The sequence below is a fragment of the Methylomarinum sp. Ch1-1 genome (assembly GCF_030717995.2).
Classification (GTDB): domain Bacteria; phylum Pseudomonadota; class Gammaproteobacteria; order Methylococcales; family Methylomonadaceae; genus Methylomarinum; species Methylomarinum roseum.
Map to the genome: position 1 here is coordinate 3,627,734 of NZ_CP157743.1, position 24,835 is coordinate 3,652,568.

General features: G+C 51.8%; 24 protein-coding genes. 10 read left to right on the top strand and 14 right to left on the bottom strand.

Annotated features, from left to right (window positions below; translation table 11 throughout):
• Window positions 1-163: 163 nt before the first annotated feature.
• The 6 genes from queF (at window position 164) to Q9L42_RS16605 (ending at window position 4,222) form a co-directional block, all read left to right on the top strand.
• Complete coding sequence (queF, locus tag Q9L42_RS16580) at window positions 164-553, top strand: preQ(1) synthase (RefSeq protein ID WP_305907312.1); 390 nt, start codon at window positions 164-166, stop codon at window positions 551-553.
• 6 nt (window positions 554-559) lie between these two features.
• Window positions 560-850 carry an EscU/YscU/HrcU family type III secretion system export apparatus switch protein gene (locus tag Q9L42_RS16585; protein WP_305907311.1) on the top strand — a complete coding sequence of 97 codons (291 nt, stop codon included), beginning with the start codon at window positions 560-562 and terminating at the stop codon, window positions 848-850.
• Entirely contained in the window at window positions 847-1,707 is an 861-nt protein-coding gene (gene asd / locus Q9L42_RS16590) for an archaetidylserine decarboxylase (RefSeq protein ID WP_305907310.1), read from the top strand. The genes Q9L42_RS16585 and asd overlap by 4 nt, the downstream gene beginning before the upstream one ends.
• Before the next feature lie 217 nt (window positions 1,708-1,924).
• Entirely contained in the window at window positions 1,925-2,143 is a 219-nt protein-coding gene (locus Q9L42_RS16595; protein WP_349431437.1) for a hypothetical protein, read from the top strand.
• Window positions 2,144-2,453: 310 nt separating this feature from the next.
• The gene (locus tag Q9L42_RS16600) at window positions 2,454-3,128 is read left to right on the top strand and encodes a hypothetical protein (RefSeq protein WP_349431438.1); all 675 of its coding nucleotides are present in this window, start codon (window positions 2,454-2,456) and stop codon (window positions 3,126-3,128) included.
• Between the two features lie 530 nt (window positions 3,129-3,658).
• On the top strand, window positions 3,659-4,222 hold the full coding sequence (locus Q9L42_RS16605) for a YqaA family protein (protein WP_349431439.1): 564 nt from the start codon (window positions 3,659-3,661) through the stop codon (window positions 4,220-4,222).
• Window positions 4,223-4,264: 42 nt separating this feature from the next.
• Here Q9L42_RS16605 and Q9L42_RS16610 read toward each other — a convergent pair whose 3' ends face one another.
• From Q9L42_RS16610 to cydD, 6 genes are read right to left on the bottom strand one after another with little or no spacing between them, the layout of a single operon-like run.
• A complete protein-coding gene (locus Q9L42_RS16610) occupies window positions 4,265-4,633 on the bottom strand; it encodes a hypothetical protein (protein WP_349431440.1) in 369 nt (122 codons plus the stop codon).
• 23 nt (window positions 4,634-4,656) lie between these two features.
• Window positions 4,657-5,586: a bile acid:sodium symporter family protein gene (locus Q9L42_RS16615; RefSeq protein ID WP_349431441.1), complete on the bottom strand. Its 930-nt coding sequence runs from the start codon at window positions 5,584-5,586 to the stop codon at window positions 4,657-4,659.
• 8 nt (window positions 5,587-5,594) lie between these two features.
• Window positions 5,595-6,515 carry an SAM-dependent methyltransferase gene (locus Q9L42_RS16620; protein ID WP_305907303.1) on the bottom strand — a complete coding sequence of 307 codons (921 nt, stop codon included), beginning with the start codon at window positions 6,513-6,515 and terminating at the stop codon, window positions 5,595-5,597.
• Between the two features lie 27 nt (window positions 6,516-6,542).
• Window positions 6,543-6,953, bottom strand: a complete 411-nt coding sequence (locus tag Q9L42_RS16625) for a hypothetical protein (protein ID WP_305907302.1) — start codon at window positions 6,951-6,953, stop codon at window positions 6,543-6,545.
• A gap of 19 nt (window positions 6,954-6,972) precedes the next feature.
• Window positions 6,973-8,652, bottom strand: a complete 1,680-nt coding sequence (gene cydC, locus Q9L42_RS16630) for a thiol reductant ABC exporter subunit CydC (RefSeq protein WP_349431442.1) — start codon at window positions 8,650-8,652, stop codon at window positions 6,973-6,975.
• A complete protein-coding gene (cydD, locus tag Q9L42_RS16635; RefSeq protein WP_349431443.1) occupies window positions 8,649-10,355 on the bottom strand; it encodes a thiol reductant ABC exporter subunit CydD in 1,707 nt (568 codons plus the stop codon). Before cydD ends, cydC begins: the two co-directional genes overlap by 4 nt.
• Window positions 10,356-10,896: 541 nt before the next feature.
• Here cydD and Q9L42_RS16640 point away from each other — a divergent pair.
• From Q9L42_RS16640 to Q9L42_RS16650, 3 genes are all read left to right on the top strand, one after another.
• Window positions 10,897-11,358: an SRPBCC family protein gene (locus Q9L42_RS16640; RefSeq protein WP_305907298.1), complete on the top strand. Its 462-nt coding sequence runs from the start codon at window positions 10,897-10,899 to the stop codon at window positions 11,356-11,358.
• A 40-nt stretch (window positions 11,359-11,398) separates the two neighbouring features.
• On the top strand, window positions 11,399-13,063 hold the full coding sequence (gene ettA / locus Q9L42_RS16645) for an energy-dependent translational throttle protein EttA (protein ID WP_349431444.1): 1,665 nt from the start codon (window positions 11,399-11,401) through the stop codon (window positions 13,061-13,063).
• 259 nt (window positions 13,064-13,322) lie between these two features.
• On the top strand, window positions 13,323-14,021 hold the full coding sequence (locus Q9L42_RS16650; RefSeq protein WP_305907296.1) for a hypothetical protein: 699 nt from the start codon (window positions 13,323-13,325) through the stop codon (window positions 14,019-14,021).
• On the opposite strand, the gene Q9L42_RS16655 is transcribed toward Q9L42_RS16650, so the two are convergent.
• Window positions 14,015-15,988, bottom strand: a complete 1,974-nt coding sequence (locus tag Q9L42_RS16655; protein WP_349431445.1) for a GumC family protein — start codon at window positions 15,986-15,988, stop codon at window positions 14,015-14,017. The genes Q9L42_RS16650 and Q9L42_RS16655 overlap by 7 nt on opposite strands.
• A gap of 302 nt (window positions 15,989-16,290) precedes the next feature.
• On the opposite strand from Q9L42_RS16655, the gene Q9L42_RS16660 reads away from it, so the two are divergent.
• A complete protein-coding gene (locus Q9L42_RS16660) occupies window positions 16,291-17,304 on the top strand; it encodes a formylglycine-generating enzyme family protein (protein ID WP_349431446.1) in 1,014 nt (337 codons plus the stop codon).
• 126 nt (window positions 17,305-17,430) lie between these two features.
• On the opposite strand, the gene Q9L42_RS16665 is transcribed toward Q9L42_RS16660, so the two are convergent.
• From Q9L42_RS16665 to miaA, 7 genes are all read right to left on the bottom strand, one after another.
• Complete coding sequence (locus Q9L42_RS16665) at window positions 17,431-18,729, bottom strand: adenylosuccinate synthase (protein WP_349431447.1); 1,299 nt, start codon at window positions 18,727-18,729, stop codon at window positions 17,431-17,433.
• A 13-nt stretch (window positions 18,730-18,742) separates the two neighbouring features.
• Window positions 18,743-19,933 carry an ATP phosphoribosyltransferase regulatory subunit gene (locus Q9L42_RS16670; protein WP_349431448.1) on the bottom strand — a complete coding sequence of 397 codons (1,191 nt, stop codon included), beginning with the start codon at window positions 19,931-19,933 and terminating at the stop codon, window positions 18,743-18,745.
• A 90-nt stretch (window positions 19,934-20,023) separates the two neighbouring features.
• Window positions 20,024-20,881: a protease modulator HflC gene (gene hflC, locus Q9L42_RS16675; protein WP_305907290.1), complete on the bottom strand. Its 858-nt coding sequence runs from the start codon at window positions 20,879-20,881 to the stop codon at window positions 20,024-20,026.
• A 1-nt stretch (window position 20,882) separates the two neighbouring features.
• On the bottom strand, window positions 20,883-22,073 hold the full coding sequence (gene hflK / locus Q9L42_RS16680; protein WP_305907289.1) for an FtsH protease activity modulator HflK: 1,191 nt from the start codon (window positions 22,071-22,073) through the stop codon (window positions 20,883-20,885).
• Between the two features lie 155 nt (window positions 22,074-22,228).
• A complete protein-coding gene (hflX, locus tag Q9L42_RS16685; RefSeq protein WP_305907288.1) occupies window positions 22,229-23,494 on the bottom strand; it encodes a ribosome rescue GTPase HflX in 1,266 nt (421 codons plus the stop codon).
• A gap of 26 nt (window positions 23,495-23,520) precedes the next feature.
• Window positions 23,521-23,760 carry an RNA chaperone Hfq gene (gene hfq / locus Q9L42_RS16690; RefSeq protein ID WP_305907287.1) on the bottom strand — a complete coding sequence of 80 codons (240 nt, stop codon included), beginning with the start codon at window positions 23,758-23,760 and terminating at the stop codon, window positions 23,521-23,523.
• Window positions 23,761-23,901: 141 nt separating this feature from the next.
• Window positions 23,902-24,834 carry a tRNA (adenosine(37)-N6)-dimethylallyltransferase MiaA gene (gene miaA, locus Q9L42_RS16695; RefSeq protein ID WP_349431449.1) on the bottom strand — a complete coding sequence of 311 codons (933 nt, stop codon included), beginning with the start codon at window positions 24,832-24,834 and terminating at the stop codon, window positions 23,902-23,904.
• Between the last annotated feature and the right edge of the window lies 1 nt (window position 24,835).

The window sequence follows — 24,835 nt, forward strand, 5'->3', positions numbered from 1 at the left end:
AAAATTTTTTTTGTTAAGAGGTAGGTTATTGATTTAGCAGGCTGCCGCGACCGGCCTTAGAACCTAGCCGATATAAAAATGTCGAACGCCGGACTAAACCTGTCAATAATTTATACACTCAGTCTTAAAAACCGCTGAATAATACTTCACTTATAGAACCCTAATGACTACGAAACCGAGTAAAGACCTGGAAACTTTTGTCAACCCGAACCCCGGCCGTGATTACACGATACACATCGAGATCCCCGAGTTTACCTGCCTGTGCCCAAAAACCGGGCAGCCCGATTTTGCCACGATCAACATCGAATATGTCCCCGATCAGCTGTGCGTGGAGTTGAAGGCGCTGAAGTTATACATGTGGTCATTCCGCGAACAAGGCGCCTTTCATGAGGCCGTCACCAACGAAATCCTCGATGATATCGTTAAGGCCACCCAACCCAACTTCATGCGCATCCGCGCCGAATTCAACGTCCGCGGCGGCATTTATACCACCGTGGTGGCCGAGCACCGCAATCCAAGCTGGCAAGCGCCGGAAACAGTCACGCTGCCATAAATCTTTATGAGCGGTCACACCTACTACACTAGCGATCTGGCGGTCGCCCTGAAATACGACGGTGAAAACGCCCCCAAGGTCACCGCCAAGGGGGAAGGCGTGACTGCTCAACAGATTCTGGAACTCGCCGAACAACACGGCGTACCGTTACAAAACCAACCGGAACTTGCCAGGATACTGGCCCAGGTTCCGCTGGGCGATGAAATCCCGCAGCAACTCTATGTCGCCGTCGCCGAAGTCATCGCCTTCGCCTATTTTCTGAGCGGCAAAACCGCCGCCGACGACACCGAATCATGACCATCAAAGAAGCACTAACCACCTACCCGCAATATATCCTGCCGCACCATTTTTTATCCAAGCTAATGGCAAAGCTGACGCATGCGGAATGCAAAATTTGGAAAAACCTGTTTATTCGACTGGTGATTAAGCTTTACCACGTCGACATGAACGATGCGAAAGAGCAGAATCTGGACCATTTCGCCAGCTTCAATCATTTTTTCACTCGTGAACTAAAACCAGGCGCCCGCACGTTTCCAAGCGAGACCAACGCCATTGCCTGTCCGGCCGACGGCGCCGTGAGTCAGGCCGGCATCATCAGCGATGGGCAAATTTTCCAGGCTAAAGGCAAAAGTTTCTCTGCGATCGACCTGCTCGGCGGCGACGAACAACGCGCCGAAGCATTTGCCGACGGTGTTTTTTCGACGATCTATCTGTCGCCTAAGGATTACCACCGCCTGCATATGCCATTGACGGGCACGCTGAAGGAAATGGTGCATATCCCCGGCCGTCTATTCAGCGTCAACAACGCAACGACCAATACGGTGCCGGGACTGTTTGCCCGCAATGAACGCGTCGCCTGTATTTTCGATACCGATGCCGGGCCGATGGCGCTAGTCTTGGTCGGCGCGATTTTTGTTTCCAGCGTGGAAACGGTCTGGCACGGCGTCGTGACGCCGCCGACCCTCTCTTCGGTGCGTCACTGGGACTATCAAGATGACGCCCCGACGCTGGAAAAAGGCCAGGAAATGGGACGCTTCAACATGGGTTCGACCATTATTGTCTTATTCGGCAAAGACGTCGCGAAATGGAAGGAAGAGTTTGTCGCCGGCAAAGAAGTCAAGCTGGGCGAAACGATCGGGTCCCTCGCTCAATAGCCTTAACAGAACCCGGACAAGCCAGCGCCTGGCTGGTCCGGGTTCTATCCGTTCCAGGCATTCCTAGCCTGGGCGTCAACTTTTTTTACATCCTTTGCTCGCGCTTCAGCTTTAAGTCTAATTCGGCGCGGCAAGCTTATGATTATTTTTTCTTTTTCCAATCGGGCACTTTTTATGCATGATTGAAATTAAAGAATGAATTAGGAGGTTTACGATCATGAAACTTCTCAACCAACCAGAAGAACTTAGCGATGCCCGCACGGCATTTATTGAAACGTTAAGCGATGAATTTATCGCGACTACCGGCTACGGCGTCTATGCTTATTTAAACCCCTTAGACATCAATCGTCTATTCAGACAATATCTACAACACGGCACCCCCCTGAGGGAGTTTGCCAGAGTTTACGTCAGAAACGCCCAGTTTGCGACTATGTAAAAACTGTTAGTAAACGATTACCGCCCTATGCCGGGTCGACGACATGAAGACATCGAAATCGATGTAAACCACAATGCAGAGGTCGAATATCACCTATGCACGGGGCGGGCCGCTTACGCTTCATCACAGATCAACATGTCGTACTCGATTATTGATGCGCATCAAACAGAAGGTCGGAAGATTTTGCCTGATTTTATTCTGCGCTAGCCTAACGACCACTTGCAGCATCCCCGCGCGAGAGTTTAGCCTCGCCGCCGCTGAATATGGCATTAGCCAACAAACGGTTCAAGGACTAACATTTCGACATCGCGTGTTTATCAATGCGGCGGCCCAGCAGCCCAGTCATCAGGACAACCTGCATATCTACATCGACGGCGATGGCACACCTTGGATGCGAGGTCGCTGGCCGACCAGCGACCCCACAGCTCGCAACCCGATGATCCTGAAGATACTGCAAGCCGATCCGTCACCGGCGATATTGCTGGGCCGCCCTTGCTATCATGGCCTCGGCGAAAGCAACGCTTGCGATGTTCGCTACTGGACCTCTCATCGCTATGCGCAAGCTGTCGTCGACAGCATGAAGACGGCGCTGCGACGCTGGGCGGCAAAAACCTCCCACCCTAAACTGACTTTAATCGGCTTCAGTGGCGGCGGAGTGCTATCGGTACTGATGTCGTATGATTTAAAGGAAGTCGAGACGCTCATCACCGTGGCCGCGAACCTCGATGTCGCCGCCTGGAGCCGGCAGCACAACTACCGCCCCTTGCCACAGTCGCTGAACCCGGTCGATTCTCCCCCCCTCCCCGCGCGCATCAGACAAATCCATTTTGCCGGCTTGCGCGACCAAAATGTGCCGGCGGCAATCATCAAACACTACTCCGAACGCCAGCATAGCGCCCAGTTTCACCCTCTGCCCGAATTTGACCACCATTGTTGCTGGGCCGAAAACTGGAGCGACTTACTTAAAGAAATTAACATCAACTGACCGCAAGAAAATCTGACCCGAAACGCCCAGTCTAAATTATCTAAAATCTCAAGGGCGAAAGATCGTTGTATACCAACAATTCACAGTTTAGAGTTCAAAAAGGGCATGGGGTGTGTTTGGCATTGCTGGTTGTATACGCGATAGAACGCTGCCGAAGAACTAGGCGCAACGGTCGCGCTCGCTGCTCTTCCCCCTGATATATGCTATTGCCGACGATGCCAAGCCAGTTTACGGAGCCGCCCGTTCAAGAAACCAGCAGCAATTCCCAGTTTGAGCATTTTTGCTGTGTTTAGGGCATGGGATGTATCTGTCGAGGAGCGCCGTAAACCCATCCCTGGGGGCTTGACGGCAGCATCCTTGCTGCCGACATCCTCGCCAAACACACCCCATGCCCTTTTTGAACGCCAAAGTGGGAATTGCTGAGAAACCAGGCGAGCGCTGCAAAGAGCACTATTAGTTGATAAAATGCTGAACTTTTTCGCTCGGCTCCAAACTTACTCAGAGCGCATTTCTATTGCCGGAGAAAATTAATGATTAGGGAGAATTTGTTGAAGGCTTTGCTGAGTCTCTTAATTATCCTCATCGTGATGGGTGGGCTTGGTTTTTGGCTCGAGGAAGAAATGAGCATGCTGACGAATTGGGTGGTTGATCGCATCGGTTTTACAGGACTCTGCCTAATATTGCTGATAACCGACACCTTTGTAACGCCTTTCCTGCCGGATATCCTATTACTCGTGATTGCCAAGAGCGATCTTGCCGAGCATTGGCTAGCCTATGTTTTCATTCTTGGCGCCGTGTCTGTATGCGCCGGCATGTTAGGTTGGTCCATCGGCCGTTGGCTAGGTCATTTCAGCCTCACCCAACGCCTCTATGGGCCAATCACTGCCGAGCAGCAAGATTTTGTGCGCAAATACGGATTCTGGGGCGTCGCCTTGGGCGCCATCACGCCGCTGCCTTATTCGTTCACCTGCTGGACCGCCGGCGTCATAGGACTCCGATGGCCGAAAGTGCTCGCAGCTTCGCTGCTTTTTCGTATTCCGCGCATGATCCTTTATTATCTGCTAATTGCATCAACGGGCGGCTTATTCGCCTAAATGCCCTATACTCGTCAGCCAAAATAAGGCCATAATTGGCAATTAATATTTCTGCAGAATTTTCTCGACCCGCTTGATGCTGTCGTCACAGCCTTTAATACTGGCCCTGACCTTACGCTTGAACAACACATCCATCGGCTCTCCATCCATTTCTCTGGAACTGTATTCATTAAGTAGCTTACAAGCGTCATACATCGCCATTTCGGCCTGATGCAAGCGCTCATCCTCGAGTAAGGCCTCATTCGTCGACATCATAATCCGGCCGGTGATTGCATTTTGACGGCGAAACACCGCTTCGGCATATTCGGCTATTTCATCGTTGCCGCCAAGGGTTTTAATCTCGGCGCATCCTTGACACACGAATAGCGACAAAATGGCTGCGAGGTTTTTTACATGTTTTTGCAGGGTCATCAGGGGAATTGTTGGATAAAAAATCAATATGGCCGCGAATGGCCGTTGTTTTTGTCTTTATATCGCCAATAATAGGCCAGCATGCTGCCGGACACATTATGCCAGATACTGAATAAGGCGCCGGGCAACGCCGCGAGGGCCGAAAAATATTGCACCGCAAGCGCGACACTGAGACCTGAATTTTGCATGCCCACTTCGATAGCGACGGTACGGGCGATGTGTCGATCATAATTTAACAAACGCGCCAGCCAGTAACCACAGGCCAATCCCGATAAATTATGCAAACAAACCGCCGCCAATGCCGGCAAGGCCACACCGCTCAACTGATGCTGGTTCAAGCCGATGATGATCGCAATAACCACGACGATGGACAGACTGGACAACAATGGAAAAATCTTTCGCATTCTGCTCAAGCGCCGATCAAAAAAACTGTTGATCAGTGTGCCGGACAATACCGGCAGCAAGACGATTAACAGTATGCTCCTCAGCATATCCACGACCGGCACCGTCACCACCTGATTCAGATATAGCCACGACAGCAACGGCATCATGATCAGCGCGCACAGCGTCGAAAAAGTCGTCATCAGCACCGACAAGGCTACGTTTCCGTTGGCCAGATAACACACGACATTGGACGCCGTTCCGCCTGCGCTGGCGCCTACCAGCACCATGCCGGTCATCAGTTCCGGCGGCAATGCCAACGCGTGCGAAATCAGCCAGGCAAACAACGGCATGCAGCCGAATTGTATCGACGCCGCGATAACAATGATCAGGGGCCGGGTCAACACGGCGGCAAAATCGCGCCAGCTCAGCGTCATGCCCATGCTGAACATCACCATCGCCAACAACGGAATAATGCCGTCTTTCAGCTCGGCGAACGGCTGCGGACGAACATAGGCCAGCAGAGCCAAGGTTACAGCCCAGAGCGGAAACAGATTGATCAGGCGTTGCATGACTTGCGTTATTTGGCGGCGGTAAATATGCAGTATTCGGTCAGATTCTCGGCGAATAACTGATGTTGCGCCAACCCCACATAATAATTAGCCGTTTGCGCCTTGGAACGCAAACCCAGCCACTGACTGATTTTCTGCACCGGATATAAACGCTTGGCGACTTTATACATATGCTCGGCCGAAGGCAGCGTCTGTGCGGTAATATCATGCACTTGGATATCCTGAAATTGGCTGTCTTGCAGCAAACCGGTAAATTCATCGCGAGCGCACAGATTCGGCACCGCCCAGCCATTCAGGCAGGTCACTACCGCCTGCCACTGGTTTTCATTGAATTGCCGTTGCAACAAAAAACCGTCACAAACCACCAACCGACCGCCCTTGCGTAACAACCGGTAAGCTTCTTGCAGAAATTCACCCTTGTTCAACGCATGACAGGAGCTTTCCAAGGCCCAGACCACATCAAACGATTCATCGGCGAAAGGCGTTCGGCAAAAGTCGGCGACCTCAAAATCGACCTTATCGGCGACACCGTGGCGCTTGGCGTGGCTGCGCGCATAATCGGCCTGCTTGGCGCTGATGGTGATGCCGGTGACTCGATTTCCGTGCTCTCGGGCCATCCAGATTGAGCTGCCGCCGATGCCGCAGCCGGCATCCAAGACATGATCGTCAGCTTTGATGCCGGCTTTGTCGTATAACTGCTGATTCTTGTTCAACAGCGCCTGATGATGAGCATAAGGCTGGTCTTCATCCCAATAACCGTAATGCAAGGCCAAATTATCGCGGTTACACCAAGCCGCCAGATAATCGCGATAACAATCATCGTAATGTTTGGCGGTATCCTGCTGCAATTCCTCGCTAAATATTTCCGAGCTCTGTCTTAAACTTTGGTCGCGGTAATCCTGGTTCGGTTCTATCGTGTAGTTTTTCATGAGTGTTTGAAACGGTGTGGGCCATCATTAATCGGCCCGATTGCTAGTCGGCCGGCCATTATAATCCAGATCGACTATCTCCTTCATGTCCGCTAAGCGATTTTGTTTGAGCTTTAGTAAGGTCAGGATGTCCTTGATCGGCAATTCCTTCAGCTGCTCGGGCGAGAGGCCGAAACGAATCCGGAAAAAACGCCGTTGCTTGTCAGCAGGATAAGCGCTCAAGATTTGCTTCAGACGCTGATCGATCATTTTTCTGGCCAGCGTCAGTTCGGCCTCGACCGCTTTCTCGCGTACGACATGATCTTTCGGAACTGATGTTTCTTGCCCTTCGATACCCAGCGCCTTGCGCCGCATTTGCAGCAAACGCGTGCTTTTACCTTGATCGAGCAAGGAATGACTGGTCATACTTGCGCCCGGTTTTAAATCCGATTTCTTCATATTTCGTCTTTCGTCTGCATTAAACCTCAATCAGCTCTCCCGCTTCCATCCGATAAACTCGCTGCGCCAGCCTAAATCCCGCGGCCCTGTGGGTCACCATCAACAAGGTCTTGTTTTCGCTGATCTGCTGCAATGCGCTCAGCACATCGTCTTCCGTCTCCGCATCCAATCCTTCGGTCGGCTCATCCAACAGCAAGATCGGCGCGTTTTTCAAATACACCCGCGCCAATGCGATACGCCGGGCTTCGCCGCCGGAAACCTTGGCCCCCTGCTCGCCAACCAGGGTGTCGATGCCGGCCGGCAGTCTGCTCAGCATTGCCGACAAACCGGCCAATTTTATCGCGTCCATCAGCTCGCCGTCATCGGCCTCCCTATCGCCCAATAACAAATTGTCGCGAATACTGCCGTTAAATAGATGACTGCGCTGCGATAACAGAGCCATGCGACTGAGCAACCGCTCACTGCGGATTTGACTGATATCGACGCCGTCCAACAGGATGCGCCCTTGCTGCGGGTCAAAAAAACGCATTAACAAATGTAATAAGGTCGATTTGCCGGCGCCGCTGGGACCGCTGATGGCGATTTTATCGCCTTCCGCCAAACTTAGATCGATATGCTGCAATACCCAATCGCCGTCCTGCCGATAGCGGAAACTGACTTGCTCCAACGCTAAACGATTGCCGGGCGGCAAAGGTCTGGCGTTTGACGGTTCGCCAATCGCCGGCTCCGATTCGGCCAATGTACGAATACGCCGCGCCGCATTTCGGGTTTTGCCGAGCATTTGCGTGGCCTGGGCTAAGGGATTGAGCCATTCGAACAACGCCAATATCGCGAAAACCAACAATGCCACCACCGGACCGGAAAGCGTTTGCCGCTCCATTAATGAGGCGCCGACAATCACCATGATGATCACGGTCAACTGCGCCAACACCTGCATCGAGGCGGCCGACAACGACGCCAGCCTTTCATTATCGGCTTGGACGATCAACAATTTTTCCGAGACTGTCAACAAGCGGTCCTTAAAGCGGTTATAAGCCTGAAACGCGCTCAAGTCATTGAAACCCTGCAGGATTTCAATCTGGCGCCCCTTGAACTCCGCGGTATATTCCGACTCCTGCTCCGCACCTTTATTGCCCAGTCGGTTAAACAGCCATGGCACAAAAACCGCGGCAATCAACAGCATGCCCATCAGCAATGTCGCCAACAGCGGCGAATAAGCACCAATAAAGGCTGTCAGCGCTAAACTCGCCAGCAGCGCAACCGCTAGCGGCGCCAACAGGCGCAGATACAGCGCATCCAACGCATCGATATCGCCGGTCATCCGGTTCAGCAAATCGCCGCTGCGCTGCATAGCCAAACGCCCCGGCGCCAGCGGAATCATCTTGGCGAAAAACCAGCAGCGGATTTTCGCCAATACTCGGAATGTCGCTTCATGGGTCAGCAGACGTTCGCCGTAACGCGCCAGGGTGCGAATAATCGCCAGGGCGCGAATTTGCGCGGCCGGCTGCATAAAATTAAAGGTGACGGCCACACCGTCCGGCGCCAGCACACCGGCGACGGCAGCGGCGCAGATGAACCAGCCGGACAGTCCCAGCAAGGCGATCGATGCCAGCGCGGTCAGCAACGACAAAATGAGGCCGGCAAGCAGCCAGAGCCGGTAAGGCTTGAACAAACGCAGAAAAAACCACAAATCCTTCATCGTATCGCTCCGTTAACCAGTTTAACCTGGCGGCCCATGCGTTCTACCACCTCCGGGTCATGGCTGGCGATGATGACGGTTTTTTGTTTGAACACTCGGTCTATGCTGTCCAGCAATTGCCTCTTGGTCTGCCGGTCCAGATTGGCGGTAGGCTCATCGAGCAACACGATCGGCGCATCTTTCAACAATGCCCTGGCCATGGCGATACGCTGAACCTGTCCGCCGGACAATCCATAGCCTTGCTCACCGATCAGCGTGTCCAATCCTTGTTCCAGCGTTTCCGCAAACGACATGACGCCAGCCGCCCGCGCCGCTTCGATCACCTGCTGCCGGGCAATGTCCGGATCGAACAAACGAATATTATCGATAATGCTGCCGTAAAAAACAGTCGTTCGCTGACCGAGCCAGCAAAGTTGTTGCGCCGCCGTTTCCCGGGTCGGCGTACAGCCGTTGATCAGCACCTGGCCGCTGGACGGCGACTCGAATCCCAACAGCAGATTCAGCAACGTCGACTTTCCGGCCCCGGTTTCCCCGACCAATACCAGCTTCTCCCCGGCCTGAATACGCAGATTGATTTTTTCCAGAACCCGCCTTTGCCGATAATGCTTACTGACTTCGATCAATTCGATACAGTAATCGGACTTGACATATTTCGACTGATCGACGAAACCAACTTCATGGTCGAGGATTTCCAGAAGATGGTCGGCGGCCGCCAACGCAGCGGCGCGGTCGTGATAATTGGCCGCCAATTGTCTTAGCGGCAAAAAAAACTCCGGCGCCAACAACAACACGAACAAGGCGTTCTGCAAACTGATATCCCGGGCCGGACCGAAATGGATCAGCCCCAGCAATCCCAACCCGACATAGACCGCGACCAGCGCCACGGCCACCGCGCTGAAAAACTCCAGCACGGCCGACGACATAAAGGCGATGCGCAGCACCGCCATGGTTTTTTCTCTAAAACTGTCGGCAATATCGCCGATAGCGTCTAATTCCTTATACGCTTGACCGAATAGTTTCAGCGTCGTCAGGCCCTGCAGACGATCTAGATAATATCCTCCCATCCATGCCAGCTCCAGAAACTGTTTACGATTCGCCGCCGCGGCGCCCATGCCGATCAAGGCCATAAATAAAGGCACCAGCGGCCCGGTAACCAAGAATATGACGCCGACTACCCAGTTCACAGGAAAAACAGCCAGCATAATCAATAACGGCACGATCACGGCAATCGACTTCTGCGGCGCATAACGACAAAAATATTTTTCCATCGCCTCGCAATGTTCCAGTGTCGCCGTCGCCAATTGACCACTGTGATGCTGTTTCAGGTAAGCCGGCCCCAACAACGACAGATGGTTCAATAATTGTCGGCGCAACTTTTGTTTAATCTTGGTCGCAGCGGAAAAAGCGCAGACCCGAACATAGTAGACCGCTATGCCGCGCAGCAATACAACCGCCAACAGCAACAACAAATTAAGCTGCAACTCTGGCCAATGGCGCTGATCGATAATCAACCGATGCAGTATCGACGCCAGCAGCGCGGCCTGAGCAATAATCAACAAGCCGTTGCCGCCGCCCGCCAAAACCGCTAACCTAAGCGCACTGCGCACCGGCTCATGCAACGACTTCAGCCATTGCGCGCAATGCTGCTCTCTTTGTTTGCTGGCGTCAAACGCCGCTTGATTGACGGACTGCTTCAGTTTCACGAGATTGTTGGCCTTATATGGTTGTAACTATTCAGTATCTTTCAGGCTTTAGGGAGTAGTCCATTGATAAAAATACTACATATGGTGTAACTACTCACCAGCAATTCACTTTGGCGTTCAAAAAGGGCATGGGGTGTGTTTGGCGAGGATGTCGGCAGCAAGGATGCGGCCGTCAAGCCCCCAGGGATGGGTTTACGGCGCTCCTCGACAGACACACCCCATGCCCTAAACACCGCAAAAATACTCAAATTGGGAATTGCTGAACTACTCACCCTACATGCCCTGCCGCGTTCGATAATCAGTTAATTACCATTTTATCTTAACCTGAATTCGGGGAAACAATCGCCCTACGGCTTCAGATCAGCAATTCCCAGATAGATGAATATCAACCCGAAATGAGATTATCGTACTATGCTCCTTCCCCAAGCGCAGATCAATATTCCCATAGACGACCTTGCATCGAAGCGATGCCTGACCGATACTTTAGCCATCATCCGGACGACTTGTTAAACCCTACCCTACAACTTGCTGAGCTTGCCGCATGGCTGATTTTGCCTTGACTTCAATCTGGACTATACCCGCCCCCATTGAACGTTGCTGGTTCTGCCTGCTGGAAAAGGAACGCTGGCCGGATTGGTGGCCCTATGTCGACAAGGTGGAACAATTACGCCTAGGCGAAGCCAATGGCGTCGGCAATGTCTGCCGCTATTACTGGCATACTTGCCTGCCCTATCGATTAGTCGTCGACATCACCGTCACCGAACTGGTCCCTTTTCAATATATCGGCTTTAGCGTCGACGGAGATGTACGCGGACACGGCGCCTGTCGCTTACACATTGACCGTCAACACACCCTATTGCAATTCGACTGGCGCGTCAGCACCAACAAAGCCTGGATGAACAAAATAGCCGTCATCGCTCGCCCGGTTTTCAGCTGGAATCACCGCCGCGTGATGAAAAAAGGCGAACAAAGTTTCATTAAGAGATTAAATTCGGAGCCATAACATGAAATAATAGTCTGTTTTCCGTTTCCGTAACAAAACTATGGCGCAATATATCTATTCAATGAATCGGGTGGGGAAAATTGTCCCCCCCAAAAAACATATCCTGAAAGATATTTCCCTGTCGTTCTTTCCCGGCGCCAAAATCGGCGTTCTGGGCCTGAATGGTTCGGGTAAATCGACTTTACTGAGAATCATGGCCGGCATCGACCAGGAAATCGAAGGCGAAGCGATCCCGCAAAAAGGCATTAACATCGGTTACCTGCCTCAGGAACCGCAACTCGACCCTGACAAGGACGTGCGCGGCAATGTCGAAGAAGGCGTCGCCGAAATCAAAGCGGTATTGAATCGCTTCAATGAAGTCAATAACGCCTTCGCCGATCCCGATGCCGATTTCGACGCCCTGCTAGCCGAACAAGCCGAATTGCAGGACAAAATCGAGGCCGCGGGCGCCTGGGAATTGGAAAGAACGCTGGAAATCGCCGCCGACGCCCTGCGCCTGCCTCCTTGGGAAGCCGATGTCACTAAATTATCCGGCGGCGAAAAACGCCGCGTGGCGCTATGCCGGTTGTTGTTGTCGAAACCCGACATGTTGCTGCTCGACGAACCGACCAACCACCTGGATGCGGAATCGGTCGCTTGGTTGGAAAGATTCCTGCACGACTATAGCGGCACCGTCGTCGCCGTCACTCACGACCGTTATTTCCTGGACAACGTCGCCGGCTGGATCCTGGAGCTGGATCGCGGCATGGGCATACCCTGGGAAGGCAACTATTCTTCTTGGCTGGAGCAAAAAGAGCAACGTCTGGAACAGGAAGAAAAACAGGAAACCTCCCGCCAAAAAGCCATGAAGGCCGAGCTGGAATGGGTGCGCTCCAACCCCAAAGGCCGCCATGTGAAAAGCAAGGCCCGTTTGGCGAGGTTCGAGGAACTTTCTTCCCAAGAGGTTCAGCAACGCAACGAAACCCAGGAAATCTATATTCCGCCCGGCCCACGCCTCGGCGACGTGGTCGTTGAAGCCGACAACATCAGCAAGGGCTTCAACGATCGCTTGCTAATCGATAACCTCAGTTTCAAACTGCCGCCGGGCGGCATTGTCGGCATCATCGGCCCGAACGGCGCCGGTAAAACCACGCTGTTCCGGATGATGGCGGGTTTCGAACAGCCTGATGCCGGCACCGTAACACTCGGTCAAACCGTACAACTGGCCTATGTCGATCAGCTGCGCGATGACATGGACCCGAACAAAACGGTTTGGGAAGAGATTTCCGATGGTTTGGACATCATCACCGTCGGCAAATATGAAACGCCATCGAGAGCCTATGTCGGCCGCTTTAACTTCAAAGGTTCCGACCAACAAAAACGCATCGGCGACTTATCCGGCGGCGAACGCAATCGTGTCCATTTGGCGAAGCTGCTGAAAAGCGGCGGCAACCTGTTGCTATTGGATGAACCGACCAACGATCTCGATGTGGAAACACTGCGGGCCCTGGAAGAGGCATTGCTGGCTTTCCCAGGCTGTGCGGTAGTAATCTCGCATGATCGCTGGTTCCTGGACCGAATCGCAACCCATATGCTGGCGTTTGAAGGCGATAGCGAGGTGGTCTGGTTTGAAGGAAACTATGCCGATTACGAGGAGGACCGTCATCGCAGACTCGGCACCGATGCCGACAATCCTCACCGGATCAAGTATAAGAAGATCGGCTAACGTCGTCTTCAGCAGTGAGACTGCCGTCAAGTCCCCAGCACCTAAATTCCATGGCTACTGGACGATATTTTACATTCCAGGATAATTTAGGTGCTGGGCTCCTCGACAGACACGCCCCATCCCCTTTTTGAACGCCAAATTGAGAATTGCTGGCCGCATATAGACCGACGATCACTCAAACTGGACAGCGCAAAGATTAATCACTAGAATCCAAACTGATGGTTTTGATGAATAATCCCTTTTCTGTCCGGACTTTACGATGTGGAACACTGCTTCATTATTCAGGCGAAGTCTGATCCCACTGTTATGCCTATTGCACACGGCAAATCTCGATGCGGCGACGGCGCCCCTTGAAGACGCTGTTTTTTCAGACGACTCGACGACGGCGCTGGTTTTCAAGTCCGAAGATAGCGTCGAGCGATTAAACGAACCATTTCCCAGCAGCAATCATCACCGCATTTCCAATTCCCTACCCCAGTCTTCTTCATTTTCTCGAAAAACGATCCCACCGCCTTCCGCCGATGTCGTCAAACATGGTTATGAAAAGCTCAATGCACTATTCGCAGATGATACTTTGGATGAGGCGGTATTGATCGTGAAAGAGGTCAATGAGGATTTAAACCGCCTGAACCAAAACATAGAACAGCAACTCGCACCGGCGATGGGACAACTCTTCATTATACAAGACTTGTTTGCCGCAACCGGCGAAGACAATCTTATGCCCTCATCATTTCAAGCCCCGTCGACAGCGAACATCGGACTGTCGGCAGGCGACCCTCTCGAAAGCCTCGATTTGGAGGACATCGCTTACGATGAATCGGACAGTTTTTTTGCCTGGTTATTGAAGTTGCCGAGCTACCTGTTCGACATCGAGAACCTGATCATCCTCGGCATTTCGTTGTTCTTATTAACGGGTTTTTTCAAGGTCGTCCATTATGTCGTCAACAGAATCTATTGAGGACCGCAGACCGGATGGACCAACTGAACATCACCCAGCTCGCAACCTGTTCCGGACGGTGAAAACTCTCCGTACGCGGCCAGTTCCAGCGGCGCTAGCGGGCCGACGACTTTCGCCAGCAAGCTCAGCCGCAAACCCTGCTCAACCAGAAAAATTATATAAGACTGTCTTAGCGTCTCGGCCAATTCATCCCCCATTTCACTAAAACCGGAATCGACGCTGACACAATAAAGCATCGCCTTCAGGTCATCGACCTCGAGATAGTGCCGCAAGGCCCATAGCGTTCCCGACTCGACCGCCTTGCGCATCACCTCTTGCAAACGTTTGCCGATCTTGATGACTCTGGCTTTTTTTCCGCCGACCACAATTTTTGCTCGTTCCAGATCGACTCGCGCGTAGGTCAGATCGACGATTTCATCCAGTGTCAAACCGCTTAACAGCAACAAGATCAATTGTTCGCTGTCTTCATCGGCATGCTCCAATAGCCTTTCAATTTGTTGATTGGACAATGGCTGGTAATGGGGAACCTGGGGCAAAGCGGTGCGAGGTCTTTGTTCGACGATCTTATCCTGCTGATAATTATCAAGATTTTCTTTAGGCGGCGTATAGCCGAACCAGGCTTGCAGCGGAAAAACAAAATGACTCTGCTCAGGCTGCCCCCGACTGAGAAACTCGACCAGCCAAACGGTGAAAAACGCGATCAGCAACGCGGCGATAAAAGCAATCAACGCGCCCAGTTGATAATCGGGACTAATCGCCTGCCAATTGACGCTGGCCCGTTCCACGATGTCAACCTGAGGGTATTTCTCATACTGTTTGCTTTCGATTTTGACCAAGCGGTCCCGCGTTTCCCGTTGCAGCTCTTCCAGCGCGGTCAAGTCTTCCATCAATTTTTCATGACGCGAAAACAAACTGGTGAATTCCGCCGCTTTCGTTTTATGTTCGTCTAGTTGCTGCCTGAGATCTTTGACGACTTGTTGGGCCGCATAATAATCCTGTTTCGCCTCGGTCCAAACCACTTTTTTTCCGACCTGCCGTTTGTTGTTGATCTCGGCTTCCAACTGCTTGATTTGTTCGGGAATGAATTTCAACGACGGCTGCAACGCCAAATATTCACGCGTATAGCGTTTATCGAATTCGGCTAGCTTCTCTTTAAGCTCTTGATAACGACGCTCGAGGTTGCTTAAGCTACGCTGCTCCTGTTCCGGGACCACGGCCTCGCCATTAGAGATCGCCTGATTAACGGCTTCAAGTCTGGCCTTGGCCTTGACCACCTCTTCATTAGCGTTATTTAAGGCTTGGGTCAAGCCATTCAGTTTCGTTAATGATTCGTTTTCCTCCCGGGCGATCGAACTGATATCGTGAGCTTTTCTGAATTGATCCAGATCCGCTCTGGCCTGTTCGACCTTCGAGTCTAATTCTTCCAGTTCGCTGCCGACCAAGGTCTTGGTATTATGAGTCGCATTTTCAACGCTCAACGCACGCGCCTCGAGATAGACGTCAATCCAGGTATTGATCACCATTGGCAGAACTTCCGGCTGCGCGCCCCGGGCCAGCATGCTCAATAAATTAGTCTGTTCGATAGGTTCGACGGTCAACATCGTGCGAATATCGGCTAATGTCAATTCCGCTAATTGCGGATCTTTCGTTTGATGCAGACGGTTCAGCGTTTCGTTGAGCAACTCGTGACCCAGCAGCTTCTGTTTCTGGATCGCGACATGTTGAAAATCGACATCGCGACTGACTTGATCGATCGCCGTGGCCGCCGAAGTCAATAGCGTTGCGCTGCTTTGATACTGTGCCGGGCGAGCGAAATTGATCAACATGCCGAATGCCAGACATATGACAAAGGTCGGCACGAATATTTTCAGTCTAGAGCTTATCCTATGGTTATCGGATGGCGTTTCGGGCCCGCTAAACTGTCGTTCTTGTTGAGATAAATACTCAATTTGTGGCTGCTGTTTCATAGTCTATCCCCGGTTGCGGGCATGTTGGACGCTACACGACTCAAGCACAGTAACTATTCAGCATTCGGAACGCTTCCTTGCCCTGCCTCATTCGCACGGTCCATGCCCGACGCACAAATAGCGTCTGCGACAACAGAGCCACCGCGTGGGTGGAAATGCCGGTTCTGCAATCAGCTCAATAAGTCAGCGATCAAACTGCTGTTAAATCATTTTGCTAAATAGCTACTCAAAACAAGTTGACCAGTGCGTTTATAGTCAGTTGTGAAATCTATTATGATAGTGTATTGCTTACGATAACCTTTATGACATCAATGCACTCTCACCGTCAAATCCTGGTTTTGTTCTGTTGTACTGTAGCATCGATCTCGGCGGTTGCGAAACAACAAATCACGCAACCCGATGAGGTTTTTGATACCGCAACGAGAGATTTTAGCCCGCCAAAGCGAGCAAGAAGACCGGTCGCCATCAATCCACTCATCCCCAAAACGGTAGCGATCCCTGGCGGCTGTTTCCAAATGGGCAGCCCGGACTATGAGCACCATCGCAGCAACAACGAAAAACGTCATAGAGTCTGCGTCAAAGGTTTCAGCATGGCGACTCACGAGGCCACCCTCGCCGAATTCAAGGCCTTTGTCGCCGACACCGGTTATGTGACCGATGCGGAAATCGACTATCAAGCCCGGGGTTGCTGGTCCTTTGATCATGAACAAAAAAAGAGCTGGGCTTGGCGAGCTTGGGCCGATTGGCGCAAGCCTGTGAAAAAAGAAGTCCGCGACGACGAACCGGTAACCTGTGTCAGTTTCTATGACATCAATCAATATATCGCCTGGCTGAATCAAACTACCGGCCAACATTATCGTCTGCCTACCGAAGCGGAATGGGAATATGCCGCCCGAGCGGGCCGCAACACGAGTTATTTTTGGGGCAACAATGCCGACCTGTCCTGTCGTTACGCCAATGCCGCGGATTTATCCGAGTTTTCCGGCGTCGGCTGGCCGATCCCCCATCAATGTATAGATCAATATTTTTTCGCCGCGCCGGTTAAACAGTTTTTACCCAATCAGTTCGGCTTATATGACATGTTAGGCAATGTCTGGGAATGGACCTGTTCGCAATTTCTCAACGACTATCAAGGCCAGGAACAACGCTGTCTTAACGGCGACGAGAATAACAACGCGCTGTTTATCGCCGTCAGAGGCGGCGGCTGGAATGCGGACCCCGCCCGTGTTCGCGCCGCTTACCGGAACTGGCACAGTCCCTGGGTGCGTCTGGCGACCTGGGGTTTCCGCCTGGTCAAAGATAATGATCGGCGTTAGCTAACCCAGATATATCACAAAGGCCTAGGCCTTTGAGATAAGTTAGAAGCGTCACGTAACCGCTAACGCGGCAACGTGACCTACGACTATGAACAAACCACAAGTGAATTTGACTTGGGCTGTTTCTTAATTCCCATTAAAAGGGTTTTCCAATATGATCGTTTCGTTGCGATCCGGACCGGTCGACAATATCGATACTTGCACCCCGACCAACTGCTCCAGTCTTTTAATATAGGCTCTGGCGTTATCCGGTAAATCCTCCAGCTTGGTCACCCCTTTGGTCGACACACTCCAGCCCGGCATTTCTTCGATAATCGGCTCACAAGCCTCATATTGATCGGCTCCCAATGGCGCGGTTTCGGTAATATCGCCGTTAATCTTGTAGGCCGTGCAAATCCCGATCTTGTCGAGGCCGTCCAGCACATCCAGTTTGGTCAGGCACATGCCGCTTAGACTGTTCATTTGCGCCGATTTGCGCATCGAAACGGCATCAAACCAACCGGTGCGTCGTTTACGTCCGGTGGTGGCGCCAAACTCATGGCCTTTCACGCCAAGATGTTCGCCATACTCGTCATTGAGCTCGGTGGGAAACGGCCCATTGCCGACCCGGGTGGAATAAGCCTTGGTGATGCCCAACACATAGTCGAGATCGAGCGGGCCGATCCCGGTGCCGGTCGCCGCCCCACCGGCCGTGGTATTGGAAGAAGTCACATAGGGATAGGTGCCGTGATCGATATCCAGTAAAGCCCCTTGAGCCCCTTCGAACAGGATATTCTGCCCTTGTTGTTGTAAAACTTTCAATTCTTCCGAGACGTCGGTCAACATCGGTTTGACCTGCTCACCGAGTTTTAGCGTCTTGTCCAGCATTTCCTGATAATCCAACGGCTCGGCGTGGTAATACTCGGTCAGCATGAAATTATGGTAGGCCACCAGCTCTTTCAACCGCAATGCGAATTCCTCGCTATTCAACAGATCACCGGCGCGCAGCCCTCTGCGCGCAACCTTGTCCTCATAGGCGGGTCCGATGCCGCGGCCGGTGGTGCCTATCGCCTTATTGCCGCGCGCCTTTTCCCTGGCCTGATCGATGGCGACATGAATCGGCAGGATCAGTGCGCAGGATTCGCTGATTTTCAAACGATGCCTAACCGGAATACCGGATTTTTCCAAGATGTCAATTTCATCGAGCAGTGCATCGAGCGACAACACGACGCCGTTAGCGATCATGCATTGCACGTTTTCACGCAACACGCCCGATGGAATCAGATGCAATACGGTGGTTTTGCCATTAATGACCAGTGTATGTCCGGCGTTATGCCCACCTTGAAAACGCACGACCGCGCCAGCATGATCGGTCAACAGATCAACCAGTTTACCTTTTCCTTCGTCACCCCACTGAGTACCGATGACAACGACATTTTTTCCCATAACTATTCCAACTTTAGACTAAAGGTTTTACAACCCAATTCTGATTTTGTTTTTCTAAAATAGCGGTACAACCCAAGTCTTCCGCTGAACCTGTTTGCCCCGGCAACTGTTGAATCACGACTCTGCCCGCCGCGCGCAAGTCTCTGACCACTTCCTGCAGCTGGGCATCAGCGCTGTCAGGCGCACACACCCGCTCTCTGCCCGCTACCCCCTCGCTCAGCACGGACAATCTCGCCAGCAATTTCAAATCCGCACTGAAACCGGTTGCCGCCCTGGCCCGACCAAAAAATTCGCCAATATTATCATAGCGGCCGCCTCTGGCGATTTCCTTGCCGACACCAGGCACAAACGCCGCAAAAACAACGCCGGTGTGATAGTGATAGCCGCGTAATTCCGATAAATCAAAGTTGACCGGCAAGTCTGGAAATCTTTCCGCCAGTTTATCGGCGATGAAGTGTAGATCGCTCAATGCCTGTTTGACGGCGTCATCGCTGTCGGCTAACAGTTCGACGGCCCGAGTCAACGTTTCGCGTCCGCCATTCAGTTTCGGCAGGGTCATGAAGATCTGCTTATGTTTATCGGCAAGACCAAAACCGTCCACTAATTCGGTCAATTCGGTTCTGGCTTTGCGCTGCAACACATCGAACAGCTCCGCTTCTTGCTGTTCGCTCAAACCTGCCTGTTTGGACAGGGCGCGATAAATGCCGACATGGCCAAGATCCAGATGCACATGCACCAGCCCCGACATCGCCAGCATTTCCAGCATCAACTGAATGACTTCAAGATCGCTGTCCAGGCCAGAATGGCCGTAGAGTTCGGCGCCGATTTGCATCGGACTGCGGGTTTTTTCCAGATTATCGCCCAAGGTATGCAGAATCGTGCCTACGTAGCACAAGCGCGTAGGCCAGTCATGTTTTAAATTGTGTCCGGCAATTCTGGCGACCTGAGGCGTCATGTCGGCCCTGACGCCCAGCATCTTGCCGCTGACCTGATCGGTCAGTTTAAACGTCTGTAATTCAAGATCATGACCGGAGCCGGTCAACAATGAATCCAGAAAATCGACCATCGGCGGAATCACCAATTCGTACCCCCAACAGGCGAATACATCGAGCAATTTTCTGCGCAGATGCTCCAAGTGTCTGGCATTTTCCGGTAATACTTCTTCTATTCCCTCAGGCAAAAGCCAGGAGTCTTTTTTTTGCATTTTTGTCTGTCTCTCTCGCACAAAACGCCCCACAAGGTGGAGCGTTTCAGTCACTGCTTAATATGAATGGTTTAAACCATTCCCGCGCTATTATTTCTGATTCTTGAAATACCTGAAGAAATCAGAATCAGGTTCAAGCACCAGCATATCGCCAGAACCTCTGAAGGTCTGCTTATAGGCCTCCATGCTGCGATAGAAGCTATAGAACTCGGCATCCTCGCCATAGGCTGTGGCGTAAATATCGGCCGCTTTCGCATCGCCTTGACCGCGCAGGATCTCGGCGTCGCGGAAGGCGTTCGCCAGAATGATTTCGCGTTGCTTGTCGGCGTCGGCGCGGACGCGTTCGGCCGCTTCAGCCCCTTGAGAGCGGAATTCGCTCGCGACTCTTTCCCGCTCCGCTTCCATCCTTCTGTACACCGAGGAACTGACATCGGGCGGCAAATCAATGCGTTTCACCTGGACGTCGATAATGTCTATGCCGTAGTTTCTTGCGACCGGTTCCACACTGTCAATCAAGGTTTGACTGATAAGTTGACGATCGGTGGACACCAATTGCTTGATCTCGCGTTTACCGAACTCGCTGCGGCTGGCGTCCTTGACGATCTGGTCCAGGCGGATATTCGCCTGATTGATGTCGCCGGCGACCGAGGTGTAAAACTTTTTCACATCGTCGATGCGCCATTTGACGAAAGAGTCCACCATGACGTTTTTCTTTTCCGCGGTCAAAAAACGCTCCGCTTTCGAATCCATCGTCAAGATGCGGGCATCGAACTTCTTAACATTGTTGATGAATGGAATCTTGGTATGTAGCCCCGGTTTGAAATCCACTTCGACAATCTCACCAAGACGGAACTTGATCGCTCTCTCGGTTTCCTTCACGGTGAATACCGACATTGACAACAAGATAATCAATGCGGCAGCAATCACTAAAATTTTATTAAATCCCATATCAGCGCCCTCTCACATCACGACCCCGACTCGAGGTTCTCAGGTTATTGTTCACTATCTGTGTCGATTTTGGCGTAAAACTACTCGCCGGCTCGACACTGGATGATTGCGCCTGCACATTGGGTCGCTTGCTCATTTTATCCAAGGGCAAATAAAGCAAGTTGTTTCCACCTTTAACATCGACCATGACCGTATCGGTATTGGCCAGTACATGTTCCATCGATTCTAGATAGATCCGCTGCCGGGTCACTTTCGGCGCTTTTTTGTATTCCTCCAGTATCTGGGTGAAACGGCTCACTTCACCAGTAGCCTCGGCGACCACCTGGCTTAGATAACCTTCGGCTTCCTGAACTCTACGTGAAGCGGCGCCGCGGGCCTTAGGGATCACGTCATTGGAATAGGCTTCGGCTTCATTGATCAGGCGCTGTTTGTCTTCCCGCGCCTTGATGGCGTCTTCGAAAGCGCTCTGGACCTGTTCGGGCGGCTGGGCATCTTGCAGGTTGACACTGGTGATCAACACCCCGGCCTTGTAGGCATCCATGACTTCCTGAATTTCTTTCTTGATTTCCAAAACGACTTCGCTGCGCCCCTCCGTCAACACAAAATCCATGTTATTGTTGCCGACGACGCCACGCTCGACGCTTTCGGTCACTTGTTTCAAGGTCGCCAACGGATTCAGCACATTGAAGGCAAAATCCTTGGCGTCTTTAACCTGATACTGAACGGCAAGGCGCACATCGACGATATTTTCATCTTTGGTCAGCATCAAGGCTTCCCTGGGCACTGACCCCATGCCCTGGCGGCCGCCGGAACGGTAACCGACTTCGATAAAGCGTTGCTTCATGATATCGATGACCTGCACCTGTTCTATCGGCGCCGGCAAATGCCAGTTCAAACCCGACTGCGTCGTCTCCGTATAAGCGCCGAAACGCGTCACGACGCCCTGGGTTCCCTCATCGACTATGTAAAAACCGCTTAAGCCCCATATCGCGAGTACGGCGGCGATAATAAAACCCAAACCTTTCATCGATGAACCGCCAGCGGGACCGCCACCGCCGGAACCGCCGCCAAATATTCCGCCTAATTTTTCTTGTAAAGAACGAATTGCTTCATCAAGGTCTGGCGGGCCATTCTTATCGTTACGACCACTCCAGGGATCTTTATTGCCGCCACCGGGCTCATTCCAGGACATACTCAATGCTCCAATTGGATGTTTTATAAAATATCATTATGATTTTTTCCCTATCGCGTTAGTCATATTGACTTTCCCGTCAATAAAACAGGCCTCGGCCTAAAAAGCTTTATTCTATCGCAAATTAACAATTTCTTATCAATTAACTGAGAAATTTAACCGATCTTTTCAATTCTGACGTCTTTTAGCAAGCCTAAATGCTTTTTATCGATTTCCACCGCCAATTCCCAGCCACCGTGTTCGTTGACCTTTTCATTTATGATGCGCGCGAAATTAAACAGTTTCGCCCGGATCGCGGCTTGTTCCGGCATCAAATAACATCGTCTTTTCACTCGGCTGTCGGCGAAAATTTGCCCCAAGGCCCGATCGAGCAGCTCGCAACCGGCCCCGGTTTGAGCCGACATCCAAACTCTCACCGGTTTAGCGTTATCGTCATAGTCTATATGAGGCTCAACGCCGTCCAGCAAGTCTATTTTATTGAAAACTTGTAACTGTGGAATTTCATCTGCGCCGATGTCTTCCAACACTTGGTTGACCTGAAAAATCGTTTCGTCGCGATCCTCGGCATTGGCATCGACCACATGTAATAATAAATCGGCTTCGCTCGCCTCCTGCAGCGTCGATTTAAAGGCGGCAACCAATTCATGAGGTAAATGGCGAATAAACCCTACCGTATCGACCAGAACCAGTTCATTACCGCTACTGGCGGTGTAATGGCGCAACGTCGGATCCAAGGTCGCAAACAACTGATCTGCCGCATAGATGTCCGCTTGGGTCAAGGTATTGAATAACGTCGATTTCCCGGCATTGGTGTACCCGACTAGAGAAACCGAGGGAATTTCCGCCTTCTTGCGTTTACTGCGCCCCTGATGGCGTTGCTTTTCCACCTTTTCCAAGCGACGTTGAATCTGCTTGATGCGCATCCCCAATAACCGCCTATCGGTTTCCAACTGTGTTTCACCGGGCCCCCGCAAACCTATGCCGCCCTTTTGTCTTTCCAAGTGAGTCCAGCCCCGCACCAGGCGCGTGGACAGGTGCTTTAGCTGGGCAAGTTCGACCTGCAACTTACCTTCGAAGGTCTTCGCCCGTTGCGCGAAAATATCCAAAATCAGACCGTTTCTATCAACCACCCTGACGTCTAAGGCCTGTTCCAAATTTCGTTCCTGACTCGGCGATAACGGATGGTTCACTAATACGATATCGGCTTGCTGCGATTCGATCTCCGCCTTGAGCTCCTCCACTTTACCGGAGCCTATGAAATACTTAGGGTCGGGACGATAACGACTGCCGCTCAATACATAAACGGGCTCTGCACCGGCGGATTTGGCTAATTCTTTAAGTTCATAAAGATCTTCCTGCCCGGCATGCAGGTTAAGGTGAACGAGTATCGCCCGCTCACCGGCATCAGGACGTTCAAACAAAAAAACACCCCTTTCTATCAGTAATATTAGTCTTCAATGAGTTCGCTATCTCGGCTTAATTTGACCGGCTTCCCCGGCACGATGGTTGATATGGCGTGTTTATACACCATCTGACTGACGGTATTTTTCAGCATGATGACATATTGATCAAAGGAATCCACGCGCCCTTGCAATTTAATGCCATTAACGAGGAAGATAGAGACGGGCGTATGCTCTTTTCTAAGCGTATTTAAAAAATTGTCCTGCAGATTTTGACCTTTTGACATCCGATTTCTCCTTATTATTTTCAGCCTGTGGATACATTACCCGCTTAATTTTTATATTTCAACTGAGCATAAAATAATATTTCTGGCTCAGAACTATTGTTGGGACAAATCAATTGTTTTCAAGTTCATCGCCACATTTTTTTAAATTCGGATGCATTCTAAAGCCCTAGAGAGCAAATCGCTGTCTCCACTCGCCAGCTTCGCCGCATCTTTTTCCCTGCGCAACCAAGTAAACTGTCTTTTCGCCAATTGCCGGGTGGCGGCGACCGCCTTGTCGGTCATCGTCTCGAAATCTAGCTCACCACACAAATAGGACCAAACCTGGCGATAACCAACCGCCCGAATCGACGGCATCGATACGTCGACATCCCCTCGCCGATAAAGCGCTTCGACTTCGGCGACCAAACCTTGCTCCAACATCAGCTTGAAACGCCGAGCTATTTGATCATGCAGTATTTTGCGATCCTCCGGCGCCACCATCAGCTTGATTTGTCGATAAGGAATCTGCTGCTGCTCGGCTTGGGTAAAAAAACTGCTAATGGGTTTACCACTAATTTCGTAAACTTCAAGTGCGCGCTGAATTCTTTGCGGATCATTGGGGTGTATGCGGGCGGCCGCCTGCGGATCAACTTGCTGTAAACGCCGATGCATGGCTTGTTTTCCCATTTGCGCCAACTCGCGGTCGAGTTTTTTTCTGATTTCTTCGTCTGCCTGCGGCAATTCGGCCAAACCGTGCAGCAAGGCGTTGAAATAAAGCATCGTTCCGCCGACCAACAACGGCAGCTTACCACGTCGCGTGATATCATCCATCAACTGCAACGCCTGTTTCCTGAATTGTCCGGTGGAAAACGATTCCGTCGGCTCCAGAATATCGATCAGATGATGAGGCACCCCTGCCCGTTCCTCCAAAGTGGGCTTGGCGGTGCCGATATCCATGCCTTTATAGACCAGCGCCGAATCGACACTGATGATTTCCGCGTCCAGCGTCTGAGCCAGTTGCACGGCCAACGCCGTTTTACCCGAGGCCGTCGGCCCCATCAAGAAAATGGCCGGCGGCCATTGAGAATTTTGCATA

Bases quoted from the DNA above. Each gene is read 5' to 3' on its own strand.
- Q9L42_RS16650 (WP_305907296.1), top strand. From the start codon at position 13,323: ATGTGGAACACTGCTTCATTATTCAGGCGAAGTCTGATCCCACTGTTA.
- Q9L42_RS16595 (WP_349431437.1), top strand. From the start codon at position 1,925: ATGAAACTTCTCAACCAACCAGAAGAACTTAGCGATGCCCGCACGGCA.
- Q9L42_RS16660 (WP_349431446.1), top strand. From the start codon at position 16,291: ATGACATCAATGCACTCTCACCGTCAAATCCTGGTTTTGTTCTGTTGT.
- Q9L42_RS16605 (WP_349431439.1), top strand. From the start codon at position 3,659: ATGATTAGGGAGAATTTGTTGAAGGCTTTGCTGAGTCTCTTAATTATC.
- Q9L42_RS16670 (WP_349431448.1), bottom strand. From the start codon at position 19,933: ATGCAAAAAAAAGACTCCTGGCTTTTGCCTGAGGGAATAGAAGAAGTA.
- Q9L42_RS16625 (WP_305907302.1), bottom strand. From the start codon at position 6,953: ATGAAGAAATCGGATTTAAAACCGGGCGCAAGTATGACCAGTCATTCC.
- Q9L42_RS16585 (WP_305907311.1), top strand. From the start codon at position 560: ATGAGCGGTCACACCTACTACACTAGCGATCTGGCGGTCGCCCTGAAA.
- Q9L42_RS16615 (WP_349431441.1), bottom strand. From the start codon at position 5,586: ATGCAACGCCTGATCAATCTGTTTCCGCTCTGGGCTGTAACCTTGGCT.
- hflC (WP_305907290.1), bottom strand. From the start codon at position 20,881: ATGGGATTTAATAAAATTTTAGTGATTGCTGCCGCATTGATTATCTTG.
- Q9L42_RS16655 (WP_349431445.1), bottom strand. From the start codon at position 15,988: ATGAAACAGCAGCCACAAATTGAGTATTTATCTCAACAAGAACGACAG.
- hfq (WP_305907287.1), bottom strand. From the start codon at position 23,760: ATGTCAAAAGGTCAAAATCTGCAGGACAATTTTTTAAATACGCTTAGA.
- queF (WP_305907312.1), top strand. From the start codon at position 164: ATGACTACGAAACCGAGTAAAGACCTGGAAACTTTTGTCAACCCGAAC.
- asd (WP_305907310.1), top strand. From the start codon at position 847: ATGACCATCAAAGAAGCACTAACCACCTACCCGCAATATATCCTGCCG.
- miaA (WP_349431449.1), bottom strand. From the start codon at position 24,834: ATGCAAAATTCTCAATGGCCGCCGGCCATTTTCTTGATGGGGCCGACG.
- Q9L42_RS16665 (WP_349431447.1), bottom strand. From the start codon at position 18,729: ATGGGAAAAAATGTCGTTGTCATCGGTACTCAGTGGGGTGACGAAGGA.
- Q9L42_RS16640 (WP_305907298.1), top strand. From the start codon at position 10,897: ATGGCTGATTTTGCCTTGACTTCAATCTGGACTATACCCGCCCCCATT.
- hflK (WP_305907289.1), bottom strand. From the start codon at position 22,073: ATGTCCTGGAATGAGCCCGGTGGCGGCAATAAAGATCCCTGGAGTGGT.
- ettA (WP_349431444.1), top strand. From the start codon at position 11,399: ATGGCGCAATATATCTATTCAATGAATCGGGTGGGGAAAATTGTCCCC.
- cydC (WP_349431442.1), bottom strand. From the start codon at position 8,652: ATGAAGGATTTGTGGTTTTTTCTGCGTTTGTTCAAGCCTTACCGGCTC.
- Q9L42_RS16620 (WP_305907303.1), bottom strand. From the start codon at position 6,515: ATGAAAAACTACACGATAGAACCGAACCAGGATTACCGCGACCAAAGT.
- Q9L42_RS16610 (WP_349431440.1), bottom strand. From the start codon at position 4,633: ATGACCCTGCAAAAACATGTAAAAAACCTCGCAGCCATTTTGTCGCTA.